This window comes from Siccirubricoccus sp. G192 (assembly GCF_019084075.1).
Taxonomy (GTDB): Bacteria; Pseudomonadota; Alphaproteobacteria; order Acetobacterales; family Acetobacteraceae; genus G192.
In genome coordinates, this window is sequence record NZ_JAHREN010000001.1 from 2775662 (window position 1) to 2791000 (window position 15339).

Sequence of the window (15339 nt, forward strand, 5' to 3'; positions counted from 1 at the left end):
CGGTCAATAAGGGAGCATGACGCAGGCGATGGGAAAGCCTGGGCAGGTGGCGGTGGTAGGGGCGGAGGGGCGGCAGCGGCGGCAGCGTCTGGCGCCGGCCGAGCGGATGCCGCTGATCCTGGCGGCGGCGATCGAGGAATTCGCCGAGCGTGGCTATGCCGGCGCCGGGATGGCGGCCGTGGCCAGCCGGGCCGGCGTCGCCAAGGGGCTGCTCTACCACTATTTCCCGGGCGGCAAGGCCGACCTCTTCATGGCCGCGGTGCGCGGCTGCGTGGCGCCGAAGCTCGACGAGGCGGCGCGGCTGATCGCCGGCTTCCAGGGCCCGCGGCGGGAGATGCTGCGCCGCCTGATCACCACCGGCTATGCCCGGATGGCGGAGAATCCGCGCGAGCAGGTGCTGTGCAAGCTCATCATCGCGGAAGCCGACCGTTTCCCGGAACTGGCGGATTTCTACAGCCGGGAGGTGCTGGCCCGCGCCACGGAGATCGTCCGCGCCGCGCTCCGCGCCGGGATCGAGACCGGCGAATTCCGGGCCGATGCGGTGGACCAGCCGGGATTGGTCCATGTGGTCCTGGCGCCGGCCATCATGGGTTCGGTCTGGCGGATGATGCTGGGCGAGGACCGGGCACCGGATCTCGGCGCGATGCGGGAGGCGCATATCGACATGGTCCTCCGCGCCCTGGCCCCGGCGGCCCAGAACATGAAGAATAATTAACATTCCAAGCATTTTCACGTGATGCGTATACAGCGTAATGTCCCTTCACGGAAACGTGAGGACAGGACAATGCCTGTTAGCCGCAGCCAAAACCAAGGCAGCACCACTCAAGCCGATACTCCTGCCGCCAAGAACGCTCCCGGCGCCGCCTTCCGTGCCGCCGCCGATGGCCGCCGCACCATGCTGGCCCATATGCAGCGCTGCCGCGCCCTGGGCCGCCCCACCGAGGCCGAGGTGGCGGCCATGGTCGCCGCCTTCGTCGCGCGCGGCGCGCAGATCACCGCCTGCCGGCCGGCGCATGCCATGTCCATCCAGAACGGGGCCGGCCGCGATGCCGCCGGGTGGACCATTTGAGCGCCGCGGCGCTCATCCCCGGCCAGGGCTCCGGCTCCGGGCCCCTTGTTCCGCTTCGACGACCTGGCGGGCCTTTGCCAGAGGCTGGAGCAGATTCCGGTCCTGGCCGGGGAATGCACCAGCGAGCACGACCTGGACGCGGTCTGCGAGGCGGAGGCGCAAATCCTGCTATCGCTTGCTGCCCTGCGCGCCCGCAGCATCGGCGATCTCGCCAGCAAGGCGGAAATTCTGGTGGCGCGGCTCACCGGCGACGGCACCGATGCGGAGCTGTGCAGCGGCGAAGCGGCCCTGCTGCGCTCCATGCTGCGGGATCTCCGCGCCCTGGCGCGCTCCGCATAGGACGGCCTTGCCCGGCGGCGGGCCGCGGCGCCCGGCGCCGTGACCCGGCCCGCAGGATAAAGGCGGCATCACCCGGAACGACGGGCCTGGCCGCCGCGGCGGCAGCCCGTGGGGGCCGGATTTGCGCCGTCAGGGGGATTCACAGCGGAATCCGCGTGGGGCTACCCTGCGGCTCCTTCCCCGGTGACGGACGCCCCCGCCCGCCATGCACCGCCCGCTGCGCAAGCATCAGCGCCTGGTCGCCGGCATCGTGGCGGCGATCGCCAGCGGGCAGACCGACCTGGTCGATATCCTCGCCGCGGTGACGCCGGGCGGCGGCAAGTCGCTGCTGCCGGTGATCGCCGCGGCACGGCTGATCGAGGCGGGCGTGGTGGACCGGGTCTGCTGGATCGTGCCGCGCGACAGCCTGCGCCTCCAGGCCGAGGAAGCCTTCGCCGACCCGGCCTGGCGCGCCGCGCTGGCGCATGGCGTCTCGCTCCGCGCCGCCGAGAATGCGCCCGACCTCTGCCGCGGGCTGCAGGGCTACATCACCACCTATCAGGGCATCGCGGCGCAGCCCGACCTCCACCTCGCCGAGCACCGCCGCCACCGCTACCTGCTCGTGGTGGACGAGGTGCATCACCTGCCCTCATTGGCCGAGATCGACCCCCCTGGCGCCGGATGACGAGGCTGCCTGGTCCCGCGCCATCCTGCCGCTGCTGGAGGTGGCGCGGGTGCGGCTGCTGCTCTCCGGCACGCTGGAGCGGGCGGATGGCAGGGCGATTCTCTGGCTGCCCTATCGCCGCGGCCAGGCCGCCCGGACGCGGGAGGTGGCGCTGGAGGCGCCCGGCTGGGCCGTGGTGGGCTACAGTCGCGCCCAGGCCTTGGCCGAGAAGGCGGTGCTGCCGGTGGATTTCGGCGCGCTCGATGGCGAGGCGGAATGGCTGGACGAGGAGCGCCGCCGGCTCGGGCCGCACCGCATCTCCGGCAGCCCCGAGGTCGCCAGGCCGGCGCTCTTCACAGCGCTGCGGACCGGATTCGCCCGCGACCTGCTGCGCCGCGCCTTCGAGGCCACCCGCGACCTCCGCACCGGCCGGCGGGAGCGACTCGGCATCCCGCCGCGCGAGGCCGCCATGGGGCTCGGCAAGCTGCTGGTGGTGGCGCCGGACCAGGAGAATGCCCGCAAGTATCTCGGCTGGCTGCGCGGCTGGGTGCCGCGGGTGCAGGCGGAGCAGGCCGTCCGCATCGCCACCTCGGACGAGCGCGACGCGCAGGAGACCCTCGCCGCCTTCCGGCTGCGGCCCGAGCCCTCCATCCTGGTCACCTGCGCCATGGCCTATGAGGGGCTGGACGCGCCCTCGGTCTCGGTCTGCGCCGCGCTGACCCATATCCGCTCCCGCGCCTGGCTGGAGCAGATGATCGCCCGCGCCACCCGGGTGGACCCGGCCGCCGGCCCCTATCAGGAACAGTCGGCGCTGGTGCTGCACCCCGACGACTTCCTGTTCCAGCGCTTCCGCGAGCGGATCGAGCGCGAGCAGGGCACGCTCGCCCGCGCCCGCAAGCCGCGCCGGCAGGGCGAACTGCCGATGGACGATGGCCGGGAACGCTTCGACCCGATCGTGCCGCTGGCCTCCAATGCCACCGCGCTGCGCTGGGCGCGCCTCGCCCCCGGCCCCGATTTCGCCGCCGCGCGCAGCGAGCAGGTGCTGACCCGGCAGCCCGACCTGCTGGATATCCCCTCGCGGCGCGAGCGCGAGTTGCGGCTGCGGGTGGGTCGCATGGTGGCGGCGCAGGTGGTGGAGGATGAGGGCGCGCTGCACATCCCGCGCGGCGCCGGGGCGCATCATGCCTATTCGGCCGCCCTCAAGCGGGTGATGGGGCGGGGCCGCGCGGAGATGTCGCTGGCTGAGCTGGAGGCCACGCTGGCCTGGCTGGAGCGCAACCGCATCGCCGACCACCTGCACCTGCTGGAGGGCGATGCGAAATACGCCTGGACTGCCCGGCAGCGGCGGCTCGACCTTGGCCCGGCCGGTCCGGTGCCGCGGCGGCGCGCGGCGGCGCGGCGCGGCTGAGTGCGGGCTGCCGTGGGCTGTTTTGGCGGCGGTGTTGGCCTTTGGGCCTGTGATCTTCACATTGGGCTGAGAATCCCCCTTGCCGGCTCGTGCGGCAAACACTCAATTGCAATACTCGTTTTGCGCGTATTGTTGATTCGCCCTGCGCGGTCCTGGCCTTGGCCGGTCGGCTTCCGCAATCGCAGGATAGAGGGTGGGGGACCCGCACCATGGCCGAGCGCCTGACGAAAGCCGCCACGCGCAACATCTTCTACGGGGGATCGGCCTTCTTCCTCGTGGTCTTCGTCGCGCTGACGGTGCACAGCCATCTCTACATGAACAGCACGAGCGCGCCGGTCTCGACGATGAGCGAGGGGGTGGTGCGCGGCAAGCATGTCTGGGAGCGCCACTCCTGCATCAACTGCCACACGCTGCTCGGCGAGGGCGCCTATTTCGCGCCCGAGCTCGGCAATGTCTGGAAGCGCTATGGCGGGCACGAGGACCCGGAGGGGGCGCGCGCGGTCTTCGCCGCCTGGATGGCCTCGCAGCCGAGCGGGGTGCCGGGCCGGCGGCAGATGCCGCAGTTCCACCTGACCGAGCAGGAGGTCAGCGACCTCGCCGATTTCCTGGGATTCGTCAGCCGGATCAACACCCAGGGCTGGCCGCCCAACGACGCGGGCTGAGGGGACACGAGTGTCATGAAGTATGCCAGCCAGAAGGTCGCCCATGTCTATTTCCTCGGCGCCCTCGGCCTGTTCGTGGTGCAGATCCTGTTCGGCCTGCTCGCCGGCACGGTCTATGCCCTGCCGAATTTCCTCGCCGAACTGCTGCCCTTCAACATCATTCGCATGATCCACACCAATGCGCTGGTGGTGTGGCTGCTGATGGGCTTCTTCGGCGCCGCCTACTACCTGGTCCCGGAGGAGGCGGAGCGCGAGCTGGAGAGCCCGCTGCTCGCCTATGTCCAGTTCGCGCTGCTGCTGGTCGGCGCGCTGGCCGCGGTGGGCGGCTACCTCATGGGCATCCATGAGGGGCGGGAGTTCCTGGAGCAGCCGCTCTGGATCAAATGGGCGATCGTCGTGGTCGCCGGCCTCTTCCTCTACAATATCGGCATGACGGTGCTGAAGGGGCGCCGCACCGCGATCACCAACGTGCTGCTGCTCGGCATGGTCGGGATCGCGGTGTTCTGGCTCTTTGCCATCTGGAACCCGGCGAACATCGCGGTCGACAAGCTCTACTGGTGGTATGTGATCCATCTCTGGGTCGAGGGGGTGTGGGAGCTGGTGATGGCCTCCATCCTGGCCTTCCTGGTCCTCAAGATGACCGGCGTCGACCGCGAGGTGGTGGAGAAGTGGCTCTATGCCATCGTCGGCCTGGCGCTGTTCTCCGGCCTGCTCGGCACCGGCCACCACTACTACTGGATCGGCGCGCCGGGCTACTGGCAGTGGGTCGGCAGCATCTTCTCGACCTTCGAGGTCGCGCCCTTCTTTGCCATGGTGATCTTCACCTTCAGCATGGTCTGGCGCGGCCGGCGCGACCACCCGAACAAGGCGGCGATGCTCTGGGCGCTGGGCTGCACGGTCGGCGCCTTCTTCGGCGCCGGGGTCTGGGGCTTCATGCACACCCTGCACGGGGTGAACTACTACAGCCACGGCACCCAGATCACCGCAGCCCACGGCCACCTCGCCTTCTTCGGCGCCTATGTGATGCTGAACCTGGCCATCATCACCTATGCCATGCCCTATCTGCGCGGCCGCCAGCCCTACAACCAGGTGCTCAACATGTGGAGCTTCTGGATCATGGTCTCGGCAATGTTCTTCATGACCATCGTGCTGACCTTCGCCGGCGTGGTGCAGGTGCACCTGCAGCGGGTGATGGGCATGATGTACATGGAGGTGCAGGAGCAACTGCTGCTGTTCTACTGGATGCGGCTCGGCGCCGGCGCCGTCGTGGCGGTTGCCGTGCTGCTCTATGTCTGGTCGGTGCTCGGCCCGGTGCATGAGGAACGGCCGGCGCACATGGCCGCCGAACCGCAGCCCGCCGAATGAGCCGCACCGCCCAGGGGACGGGCCAGGGGACGGGCCAGGGGACGGGCCAGGAGAGGAGCCAGGGGACGGGCCAGGAGGCGGGCGAGGGAATGGCGCCCGCCATCCCCTACTACGCACCCACCGGCGAGGAATGCTCCCTCTTCGAACAGGCCTTCCGCTCCGAGCCGCACGCAACACGCCCCCTTGCCTCCTCCATGGCGTGGCAGGGCGAAGGCCGCCCCGATTCAGGGCTTCCGCTGCTCTGCCACGATGCAGGAAAAGGCGGCGGCCGGCTGCTCAGGTAAGCAACCGCGGCGCCAGGCCGGGTTCCGAGACGATGGCCCGCGTCGCCCCGGCCCGCCGCAGCAACTCCACCCTTTGCTCATGCGCAAGCAACGTCATGGCCGTGGCCAGCGCATCGGCAAGTGCAGCGCCCGGCGCGACCACCGAAGCGGCACGATCGGCCGGCGGGAACCCGCCGCTGCGGGGATCGATGATGTGGTGGCGCCGCGCATCCACCGTGAAGGGGCTGCCGCGGCCGGCGGAGGTGGCAAGGCCCGCATCCTCCAGCGTGATCGTCGGGCCGCCGCCGGGCATGGCGGGATGTTCCAGTCCGACGCGCCAGGGCCCGCCATCGGGCCCGGTGCCGGAGCCGCGCAACTCGCCGATATCGACGAGCACATCCGCCATGCCCGCCTCGCGGAGCAGGCCGGTGACCCGGTCCGTGATGTAGCCCTGGGCGATGCCGTTCAGCGTCACCGCCATCCCTGGCCGGGCCAGGCGCAGGGCCGCGGTGCCGATCTCGATCCCACGATAATCCACGAGGGCGCGTGCGGCGGCGATGGCGGCCTCCGGCGGGTCGCCGGCGCAATCCGCATGCAGGCGCCAGAGCGGCTGGATCGTCACGTCGAAGGCGCCACCGGTGAGGTCGCCCAGGCGCTGCGCCTCCGCCAGCAGGCGCCGCAGGTCGAGCGAGGGCCGCTCCAGCCTTCCGTCGCGATTGAGACGGGACAGTGCCGACCAGGGACGGAACAGGCTGAACTCCTCCTCCAGCCTGTCGATCTCGGCAACCACGGCAGCGAGCGTGGCGCGGGCCGCCATCGGATCGCGGTGCCGCAACAGGATGCGCGCCTCGGCGCCGAGCGCGGCGCCGCGCCATTCCACGGTCGCGGCCGATGCCTGCCGCGCCCCGCCGCGCAGCAGTGCCGCCACGCCGCCGAGGGCGGCGGCGCCGGCGAGGATGCGCAGCGCCCGGCGCCGTGGCATGCGGCGGAGGTGGCCTGCCGGTCGCTGCCCGATCATGTCCGGCCTCCGGTGCCCATCGCGGCCCGCTCGCGCTGCTTGCGCTGGATGGCGAGGGCCGGGCAGGTATGCTCATCGTAGTAGAGGGTCTGGCATTTCAGGCAGTTGATGCATTCATTCGGGTTGATCCGGCCCTCCGGATGGATCGCCTGGACCGGGCAGGCCCGCGCGCAGATCTGGCAGGGCTTGCCGCACTGCTTGTGCCGCTTCAGCCACTCGAAGATCCGGATGCGGGCCGGCAGGGCCAGTGCGGCGCCGAGCGGGCAGAGGTAGCGGCAGAACATGCGCTCGATGAACAGCCCGCCCACCAGCAGCGCCAGCGCATAGGCCACGAAGGGCCAGGCCCGCAGGAAATGCAGGATGATGGCGGTCTTGAAAGGCTCGACCTCCGCTGCGGCGAAGGCCAGTTCGATCGGGCCGAGGGAAAGCCCGAGCAGGCCGAGGAAGATGATGTATTTCACCGGCCAGAGCCGCTCATGCAGCGCGAAGGGCACCGTCACCTGCGGCAGGCGGAGCCGGCGCGCGAGCAGGTTCAGCAGTTCCTGCAACGCGCCGAAGGGGCAGAGCCAGCCGCAGAACACGCCGCGCCCCCAGAACAGCAACGCCACGGCAACGAAGCCCCAGAGCACGAAGCCCAGCGGGTCGAGCAGGAAGGGCTCCCAGCTGAAATCCATGCGCAGCGCCGCGGTGAAGGAAAGGAGATTGACGATCGAGAGCTGCGCCCCCCGCATGCCAGCCGAGCCAGGCCAGGGTGAAGACCAGCCCCGCGAAGCGGAGCCCCCGCCACAAGCGCGGCCGCCGCGACACCGGGTCCTGCAGCATCAGCGTGGCGAAGAGCGCCAGCAGCGCCAGGGCAAGGACGGTAAGCCGCCCGGATTGCGCCTCCCAGGCGCGGTGCCATGACGGCGTGGCCCCCCTCGCTCTCCTCCGGCATGGCCTCGGCGGGCGGCGCCGGGCGGAAGTGGCGCTCCGGCAGGGTATAGGGCAGGGCGAAGATGGCCATGGCGGGGCCGCCCTCCGGCCGCCGCTCGGTGATGGCGAGTTCCAGGCGCCAGGGCGCGGCCGGGTCGAGGCCGCTTTCGGGCGACAGCACGAAGATGGCGGCCTCGCGCAGCTCCGGTGCGCCGGCGGCGCGCAGGCGTTCGACCTGGTGGTGCTGCGCGGCGACCAGCCCGATGGTGCGCTCGCCCTGCACGATCTGCACCCGGTCGAAGACGCCGCTCCGGACCCAGGCGGTGCCCTTGAAGGAATAGGCGCCCTCGCCGCCGATGAAGACCAGGTTCGACCCCGGTGCCGCGTCGGCGAGCAGCCGGGCATGCTCCGCCTGGCCGAGCAGGTTGGCGCCGATCTGCGCCGGCGTGGCTAGGGCGGTGTAGAGCGTGGCGTAATTCGCCGCGGGTGGCAGCAGTGCCGCCGCTGGGTTGGGTGCCCCCGCCCGGCGGAGCGCCGCCGCGGCCTCCGCTGCGGTGATCCGCAGCCGCGCGATGGAGCCGTCCTCGCGCAGCGCCTCCCACCCCTCCGGCTGGAAGGCATCGAGCTCGATCCGCGCCGTGCCGCCCCCGCCTCCGAGGGCGCAGGGCAGGCCACGCCCGCGCGCCACCGCCCGCGCGGCGCCGAGAATCGCGTCATGCAACGCGAAGGAACTGATCGTGGCGCGGCTGATGGCCTGCACCGATTGGCCCTCCGCGGCGGCACCGATGCGGATGCGGCGGGCGACATCGAGCCCGGCATATTGGCGCACGAAACCGGCAAGTGCCCCGGGCCCGAGGCCGAGCATCAGGATGGGCTCGTGCTGCTCCAGCAACTCGGCGCCGGTGATGCGGCAATCGAGCCCCAGCCCCACCAGCACATCCAGCGGCCGCGTGCCGTAGCCGCCCCCGCCCGTCACCTCCTTCGTCGAGAGGACGTAACCGAGCAACCTGTCGCCGTCATAGGCCGGCATGGCGGGCGGCGTATCCTCGGGCGCGCCGAAGCGATCTGCCGCCGGGAAAACCTGGCGCAGCACGGCATCGCCCGGCGCCCCGGCCCCGCCGGCCAGGACGAGCAACAACACGAGAAAGAGAACCCTGGCCGATTTCCAGGCCCGGTGGTTCCACATCCAGCGCTTTACCGGCCTAGGGTGCATTCCGGGTTCGTTGCCAAAGTGGCTGATGTCGATTTTAACGAAGGCAAGGTTTCAAATACTTGCGCTGGATCAAAGGGGGATGGCAAGTTTCCTGCGTAGGGTTCGCTCTGTGGCTCGAAAAGCGGGGGACGAAGACACGATGCGCCTGCGCCAAACGCTCTATTTGACTGCGGCGGCCATTGCGCTGTCGGCCGGGTTCACCCTGTCAGAGCCCTGGGCTCAGCAGCAGCCACGCCAGGCGATGCCGCAGGGTCCGGTCCTGTTGCCGGGCATGCCGCCGACCCAGCCCGGCGCCGGCGTGCCGGTGCCGCCCCGGCCCGCCGCAGCAGCCCCGCAGGGGCAGCAACCCCCGGCCTCGCAGCAGCAGCAGGCGGCGCCACCGCCGCAGCAGGCCTCGCCGCCGCCGCAGCAGGCGGCACCCGCCAGCCAGCCGAGCTTCGCGCCGACCCCCTGCAGCCGGACACGGCGGCCGGGCCCGTGCCGAACCCGCGTGAAACCCATGTCACGACGCCCGGGGGGCAGTACCAGCCGAGCATGGATGTGCTCGAGCAGTCGCCGGCGCGGCAGCCCGGGGTGGTGCCGGGCGTCCCGACCCTGACCGCCGAGGAATTCAACGAGGCGCGGCAGATCTACTTCCAGCGCTGCGCCGGCTGCCACGGCGTGCTGCGCCGCGGCGCCACCGGCAAGGCGCTGACCACCGACATCACGCGCGAGCGCGGCCTGGAGGCGCTGCGCGACTTCATCAATTTCGGCTCGCCGGCCGGCATGCCGAACTGGGGCACCTCGGGCGACCTGACCGACCGTCAGGTCGACATGATGGCCCGCTACCTGCTGAACGAGCCGCCGCAGCCGCCGGAATTCGGCATGGCGGAGATCCGCGAGACCTGGCGCGTGAACGTGCCGGTCGAGCAGCGGCCCACCAGCAAGCAGAACAACATCAACATCGAGAACCTGTTCTCGGTGACGCTGCGCGATGCCGGGCAGATCGCCCTGATCGATGGCGACACGAAGGAGATCGTGACCGTCATCACCACCGGCTATGCGGTGCATATCTCGCGCTCCTCCGCCTCGGGCCGCTACCTCTACGTGGTCGGGCGCGACGGCAAGGTGAACCTGATCGACCTCTGGATGCCGGTTCCCGATTCGGTGGCCGAGGTGCGGATCGGGCTCGAGGCGCGTTCGGTCGAAACCTCCAAGGCGCAGGGCTACGAGGACCGCTTCGTCATCGCCGGCGGCTACTGGCCGCCGCAATACGTCATCATGGATGGCGCGACGCTGGAGCCGCTGCGTGTGGAATCGACCCGCGGCTACACCGTCGACACGCAGGAGTTCCATCCGGAGCCGCGCGTGGCCGCCATCGTCGCCTCGCACTACCGGCCGGAGTGGGTCGTGAATGTCAAGGAGACGGGAAAGATCCTGCTGGTCAACTACGAGGATCTGCGCAACCTCCGCGTCACCAGCATCAATGCCGAGCGCTTCCTGCATGACGGCGGCCTCGACCGGAGCGGCCGCTACTTCATGGTGGCCGCGAATGCCCGCAACAAGATCGGCGTCGTGGACACGCGCGAGGGGCGATTGGTATCCCTGATCGATGTGAGCACGACGCCGCATCCCGGCCGCGGGGCGAATTTCGACCACCCGCGCTTCGGGCCGGTCTGGGCCACCAGCCATCTCGGCAGCGACGTGGTATCGCTGATTGGCACCGACCCGGAGGGGCACCCGCAGCAGGCCTGGCGCGTGGTGCAGGAACTAAATGGCCAGGGCGGCGGGTCGCTCTTCATCAAGACCCATCCGCGCTCGCGTAACCTCTATGTGGACACGACGCTGAACCCCGAGGCGGAGATCGCCTCCTCCGTCGCGGTCTTCGACATCGACAACCTGGACAAGCCCTATGAGGTGCTGCCGATCGGCGAGTGGTCCGGCCTGACCGAGGGCCAGCGCCGGGTCGTGCAGCCCGAGTTCAACCGCGATGGCACCGAGGTCTGGTTCTCGGTCTGGAATTCCCAGGCGCAGGAATCGGCCATCGTGGTCGTGGACGACCGCACCAGGCGCCCCATCCGGGTGATCCGCGACCGGCGCCTGGTGACGCCGACGGGCAAGTTCAACGTCTACAACACGCAGCGCGACGTGTACTGACGGTCCGATCCTGACGCCTGGTCCCCAGGCGGCAGGTGGATCGGTCCACCGAACCAGGGTTGGTGGTGCGGATTCGCACCACCAGCGGCCGCGGCACGACCCGGCGCCATCGAGCAACCAACCCGCGCGACGAGGTATGGCCATGCCGGAGGGCACGATGAAGATGGGCGCCACCGGCCCGGTCCACCTCGTGGGTGCCGGGCCCGGCGACCCGGATCTGCTGACGGTCCGGGCGCGCCGGTTGGTCGAGACGGCCGAGGCGGTGGTCTTCGACCGCCTCGTGGCCGAGGAGATCCTGGCCCTGGTGCCGCCGGACGCGCTGCGCCTGGATGTGGGCAAGGCGCCGGGCCAGCACCGGATGACGCAGCCGGAGATCAACGCGCTGCTGGTGGACCTCGCCCGCAGCGGCCTCAGCGTGGTGCGGCTGAAGGGCGGCGACCCCTTCACCTTCGGGCGCGGCGGCGAGGAGGCGGAGTATCTCCGCCGCCACGGCATCACGGTTGAGGTGGTGCCCGGTGTCACCTCGGCGGCCGGCTGCGCCGCCGCGATCGGCGTGCCGCTGACACATCGCGGACTGGCGCATGGCGTGCGCTACGTGACGGGGCATTGCCAGGATGGCGGCGCGCTCGACCTCGACTGGGCGGGGCTGGCCGATCCCGACACCACGCTCATCGTCTATATGGGCTTCGCGCAGATCGGCGGGATCGCCGAGCGGCTGGTCGCGGCGGGGCTCCCGGAGACGACACCGGTGGCGGCGGTGCAGAGCGGCACGACGCCGCGGCAGCGCCACATGCTCGCTACCCTTGGCAGCATCGGAGAGACGGCGGCGCTGGCCGGCGGCCCCGTACTGTTCATCATCGGCCGGGTGGTGGCGCTCGCCCCGGCGCAGGCGGAATGCCATGCACTGGCCCCGGCCTAGGCTGGCCGCCCTGCTGGCCGCCCTTGCCGCGCCGCTGCCGGCCGCCGCCGACGCCGGAATCCCGAAGGCACGACAGGACGAGCTGCGGCACCTGCTGCTGCACGACTGCGGCTCCTGCCACGGGCTGACGATGCGCGGCGGCCTCGGCCGGCCGCTGCTGCCCGAAACGCTGGCCGGCCGCAGCGACGATGCGCTGGCGGAGGTGATCCTGCAGGGCATCCGCGGCACTGCCATGCCGCCCTGGCGCGACGAGCTGACCGCCGGGGAGGCGCTCTGGATGGTGCGCGATTGCGCAGGGGAGACGTGCATGAGCACTAGGCGGGACGTCCTGGGCGGGCTGCTTGCCGCAGGCACGCTGACAGGCGGCGCGGCGCCGGCCGCGGTGGTGGAGCGCGGCACCGGCGATCTCGGCATTGTCGTCGAGCGCGCCTCCGGCAGCGTGCAGATCGTGGAGACGACGGGGCGAAGCGCGCTCGGCCGCATCACCGGCCTCGGCGATCTGTCGCACGCCTCGGCGGTGTTCTCGCGCGACGGGCGCTACGCTTTCGTCTTCGGCCGCGATGGGGGGTTGAGCAAGCTCGACCTGCTGCGCGGCGTGCTGGCCCAGCGCATCATGCAGGCCGGCAATTCGATCGGCGGCGCGATCTCCGATGACGGGCGGCTGGTCGCGGTCGGCAATTACGAGCCCGGCGGCGTGCGGATCTTCGACGCCGAGACCCTGGCGCCGGTGGCGGAGATCCCGGCCGCCCATGGCCCCGACGGAGCGGCCCGCTCCAAGGTGGTGGGGCTCGCGGACCTGCCGGGGCGCGGCTTCGCCTTCAGCCTCTTCGACGCCGGCGAGATCTGGATCGCCACCATCCCGCGGGAGGGGGCGCCGGAGGTGCGGCGCTTCCGCGATGTCGGTCGGCAACCCTATGACGGCTTCGTCACGCCGGACGGCCGGCACTACATCGCAGGACTCTTCGGCGAGGACGGGCTCGCGCGCATCGATCTCTGGCAGCCGGAACTCGGCGTGCGGCGCGTGCTGGACGGCTATGGCCGTGGCGAGGAGCCGCTGCCGGTGTTCAAGATGCCGCATCTGCGCGGCTGGGCGGCGGCCGGCGAACTGCTCTTCCTCCCTGCGATCGGCCGCCACGAATTGCTGGTGGTGGATCGGCGCGACTGGACGGAACGCGGACGGGTCGCGACGCATGGCCAGCCGGTCTTTGCCGTGGCCCGGCCCGGCGGGCGGCAGGTCTGGGTGAATTTCGCGCATCCGCGCAACGATGTGGTGCAGGTGGTGGATACCCAGAGCCTTTCGGTCATCCATGCCTTCACCCTCGGGCGCGGCGTGATGCACCTGGAATTCACCCCGCGCGGCGAGCAGGTCTGGATCTCGGTGCGCGACACGAACCGGGTGGAGGTCTTCGACACGCAGAGCCTGGCGCGGATCGCCTCGCTTCCGGCCGAGAGCCCGAGCGGCATCTTCCTCACCGCCCGCGCGCAGCGGATCGGATTCTAGCCGTGCTGCCGCTCGACGGGATCGACCGCCTGCTGCTCGACGGCTTCCAGCGCGATCTGCCGCTGGAGCCGCGGCCCTTTGCCGCCATCGCGCGCGACCTCGACCTGACGGAGGACGAGGTGATCGCGCGCCTCGCCGCCTTGCAGAAGGCGGGCGCTGTATCGCGCGTCGGCGCCGTGGTGCGACCGAATACCGCCGGGCGCAGCACCCTGGCGGCGATGGCGGTGCCGGCGGGACGGCTGGAGGAGGTGGGCAGCCTGGTGGCCGCGCAGCCGGAGGTGAATCACTGCTACGAACGCGAACACCGGCTGAACCTGTGGTTCGTCGTCACCGCCGCCGATGCGGCAGGAGTCGCGGCGACGCTGGCGCGGGTGGCGGCATCGACCGGCCTGCCCGTGCTCGACCTGCCGCTGGAGGCCGAGTACCGCATCGACCTGGGATTCCCCCTGCGATGGACGTGATGGCGCAGGAACGCGCGCTGCTGGCCGCGCTCGCGGACGGGCTGCCGCTGGAACCGCGCCCCTTCGCGGCGCTCGGCGAGAGGCTGGGGATGACGGAGGCAGAGGTGCTGGAGGCGCTGCGCACCCTCGGCGAGCGCGGCGTGGTCCGCCGTTTCGGGGTGGTCGTGCGGCACCATGAATTGGGCTACCGCGCCAATGCCATGGTTGTCTGGGACGTACCGGATGACAGGGTGGACGCCACCGGCCGGACCCTGGCCACCGCGCCTGGCGTCACGCTTTGCTACCGGCGGCCGCGCCGTCCGCCGGACTGGCCTTACAACCTGTTCTGCATGATCCATGGCCGCGACCGGGAGGCCGTGCTGTGCGCTGTGGAGCGGGCGGCGGAACTGGCAGGGCTGGAGGATATGCCGCGCGCCGTGCTTTTCAGCGGCCGGCGGTTCAAGCAGCGCGGCGCGGTCTTCGGCCCGACACCTTCAGGAGAAGCGGCATGGACGATCTCGACCGCCGCATCGTGAACGCGCTGCAGGGCGGCTTCCCGGTCTGCGAGCGGCCCTTCGCCGTCGCCGCCGAGGGGCTCGGCATGGATGAGACGACGCTGATCGCGCGTATCGCCGCGCTGCGGGCGGAGGGTGTGCTCTCCCGCTTCGGCCCGCTCTACAAGGCCGAGGGGCTGGGCGGCGCCGTTACCCTGGCCGCCATGGCGGTGCCGGAGGACCGCTTCGAGGAGGTCGTCGCGCTGGTGAACGCGCATCCGGAGGTGGCGCACAACTACGCGCGCGACCACCAGCTCAACATGTGGTTCGTGCTGGCGACGGAGGACGAGGCCCGCATCGCCGCCACAATCCGCGCCATCGAGGCGGAGACCGGGCTTGCGGTGCTGAACATGCCGCGGCTCGCCGAATACCATGTCGGCCTGCGGCTGGAGGCATGAGCCGGATGGACGCCGCAGATCGCCGCATCGTCCAGGCAACCCAGGCGGGGCTGCCGCTGGAGCCGCGCCCCTACCATGCTATCGCCGAGGCCACGGGCCTGCCGCCGGCCGAGGTGATGCAGCGGATGGAGCGCATGCTCGCCGAGGACGCCATCAGGCGCATCGGCGCGGTGCCGAACCACTACGCGCTCGGCTACCGCGCCAATGGCATGGTAGTATGGGACGTGGCGGATGAGGTGGTGGATGCGCTTGGCGCGCGCATCGCCGCGCTTGGCCTCTCCAGCCATTGCTACAGGCGGCCGCGCCACCCGCCGCACTGGCCCTACAACCTCTTCACCATGGTGCATGGGCGCGAGCGTGCCGAGGCGATGCGGGCGGTGGAGGCGATCGCCGCGGTGCTCGGCCCGGCGGCGCGGGCGCATGAGGTGCTGTTCAGCACCCAGATCCTGAAGAAAACCGGGCTGCGCCTGGCCGGCTAGGGCCAGGGCGCGAGAGGAGA

Annotated in this window: 17 protein-coding genes; 14 read left to right on the top strand and 3 right to left on the bottom strand. The window is 71.0% G+C overall.

The genetic code is table 11. From position 1 onward, the window contains the following. Positions 1–16 precede the first annotated feature (16 nt). From KSF81_RS13250 to KSF81_RS13275, 7 genes are all read left to right on the top strand, one after another. Positions 17–715, top strand: coding sequence for a TetR/AcrR family transcriptional regulator (locus KSF81_RS13250; RefSeq protein ID WP_217379388.1), 699 nt, complete (start codon positions 17–19; stop codon positions 713–715). Between the two features lie 69 nt (positions 716–784). Continuing rightward, positions 785–1069 (top strand): hypothetical protein, encoded by a 285-nt coding sequence (locus KSF81_RS13255; protein WP_217379389.1) that lies wholly within the window; start codon positions 785–787, stop codon positions 1067–1069. 45 nt (positions 1070–1114) lie between these two features. Next, on the top strand, positions 1115–1408 hold the full coding sequence (locus tag KSF81_RS13260) for a hypothetical protein (protein WP_217379390.1): 294 nt from the start codon (positions 1115–1117) through the stop codon (positions 1406–1408). Positions 1409–1613: 205 nt separating this feature from the next. Next, complete coding sequence (locus KSF81_RS29675; protein WP_254453506.1) at positions 1614–2072, top strand: DEAD/DEAH box helicase family protein; 459 nt, start codon at positions 1614–1616, stop codon at positions 2070–2072. A 49-nt stretch (positions 2073–2121) separates the two neighbouring features. After that, the gene (locus KSF81_RS13265; protein ID WP_254453507.1) at positions 2122–3459 is read left to right on the top strand and encodes a restriction endonuclease subunit R; all 1338 of its coding nucleotides are present in this window, start codon (positions 2122–2124) and stop codon (positions 3457–3459) included. Positions 3460–3668: 209 nt separating this feature from the next. Beyond that, complete coding sequence (locus tag KSF81_RS13270; RefSeq protein WP_217379391.1) at positions 3669–4121, top strand: cytochrome c; 453 nt, start codon at positions 3669–3671, stop codon at positions 4119–4121. Positions 4122–4136: 15 nt separating this feature from the next. After that, positions 4137–5486, top strand: coding sequence for a cbb3-type cytochrome c oxidase subunit I (locus KSF81_RS13275; protein ID WP_217379392.1), 1350 nt, complete (start codon positions 4137–4139; stop codon positions 5484–5486). A gap of 276 nt (positions 5487–5762) precedes the next feature. Here the strand turns inward: KSF81_RS13275 and KSF81_RS13280 are convergent, their stop codons facing one another. From KSF81_RS13280 to KSF81_RS13285, 3 genes are read right to left on the bottom strand one after another with little or no spacing between them, the layout of a single operon-like run. Continuing rightward, positions 5763–6767: an FAD:protein FMN transferase gene (locus KSF81_RS13280; RefSeq protein ID WP_217379393.1), complete on the bottom strand. Its 1005-nt coding sequence runs from the start codon at positions 6765–6767 to the stop codon at positions 5763–5765. Further along, positions 6764–7396: a 4Fe-4S binding protein gene (locus KSF81_RS29680; protein ID WP_309139718.1), complete on the bottom strand. Its 633-nt coding sequence runs from the start codon at positions 7394–7396 to the stop codon at positions 6764–6766. Before KSF81_RS29680 ends, KSF81_RS13280 begins: the two co-directional genes overlap by 4 nt. Next, positions 7300–8820 carry an FMN-binding protein gene (locus KSF81_RS13285; protein WP_217379394.1) on the bottom strand — a complete coding sequence of 507 codons (1521 nt, stop codon included), beginning with the start codon at positions 8818–8820 and terminating at the stop codon, positions 7300–7302. Before KSF81_RS13285 ends, KSF81_RS29680 begins: the two co-directional genes overlap by 97 nt. Positions 8821–9369: 549 nt before the next feature. Between KSF81_RS13285 and KSF81_RS13290 the strand changes: the two genes are divergently transcribed. From KSF81_RS13290 to KSF81_RS13325, 7 genes are all read left to right on the top strand, one after another. Further along, positions 9370–11028, top strand: a complete 1659-nt coding sequence (locus KSF81_RS13290) for a cytochrome D1 domain-containing protein (RefSeq protein WP_309139554.1) — start codon at positions 9370–9372, stop codon at positions 11026–11028. Positions 11029–11170: 142 nt separating this feature from the next. Continuing rightward, complete coding sequence (cobA, locus tag KSF81_RS13295) at positions 11171–11947, top strand: uroporphyrinogen-III C-methyltransferase (RefSeq protein ID WP_254453508.1); 777 nt, start codon at positions 11171–11173, stop codon at positions 11945–11947. Further along, a complete protein-coding gene (locus KSF81_RS13305) occupies positions 11928–13448 on the top strand; it encodes a nitrite reductase (RefSeq protein WP_305801203.1) in 1521 nt (506 codons plus the stop codon). Before cobA ends, KSF81_RS13305 begins: the two co-directional genes overlap by 20 nt. A gap of 2 nt (positions 13449–13450) precedes the next feature. Further along, positions 13451–13909: an AsnC family transcriptional regulator gene (locus tag KSF81_RS13310; protein ID WP_309139555.1), complete on the top strand. Its 459-nt coding sequence runs from the start codon at positions 13451–13453 to the stop codon at positions 13907–13909. After that, complete coding sequence (locus KSF81_RS13315) at positions 13900–14424, top strand: Lrp/AsnC family transcriptional regulator (protein ID WP_217379395.1); 525 nt, start codon at positions 13900–13902, stop codon at positions 14422–14424. The genes KSF81_RS13310 and KSF81_RS13315 overlap by 10 nt, the downstream gene beginning before the upstream one ends. Then, a complete protein-coding gene (locus KSF81_RS13320) occupies positions 14397–14840 on the top strand; it encodes an Lrp/AsnC family transcriptional regulator (protein WP_217379396.1) in 444 nt (147 codons plus the stop codon). The genes KSF81_RS13315 and KSF81_RS13320 overlap by 28 nt, the downstream gene beginning before the upstream one ends. A 5-nt stretch (positions 14841–14845) precedes the next feature. After that, on the top strand, positions 14846–15319 hold the full coding sequence (locus KSF81_RS13325) for an AsnC family transcriptional regulator (protein ID WP_254453509.1): 474 nt from the start codon (positions 14846–14848) through the stop codon (positions 15317–15319). Positions 15320–15339 lie beyond the last annotated feature (20 nt).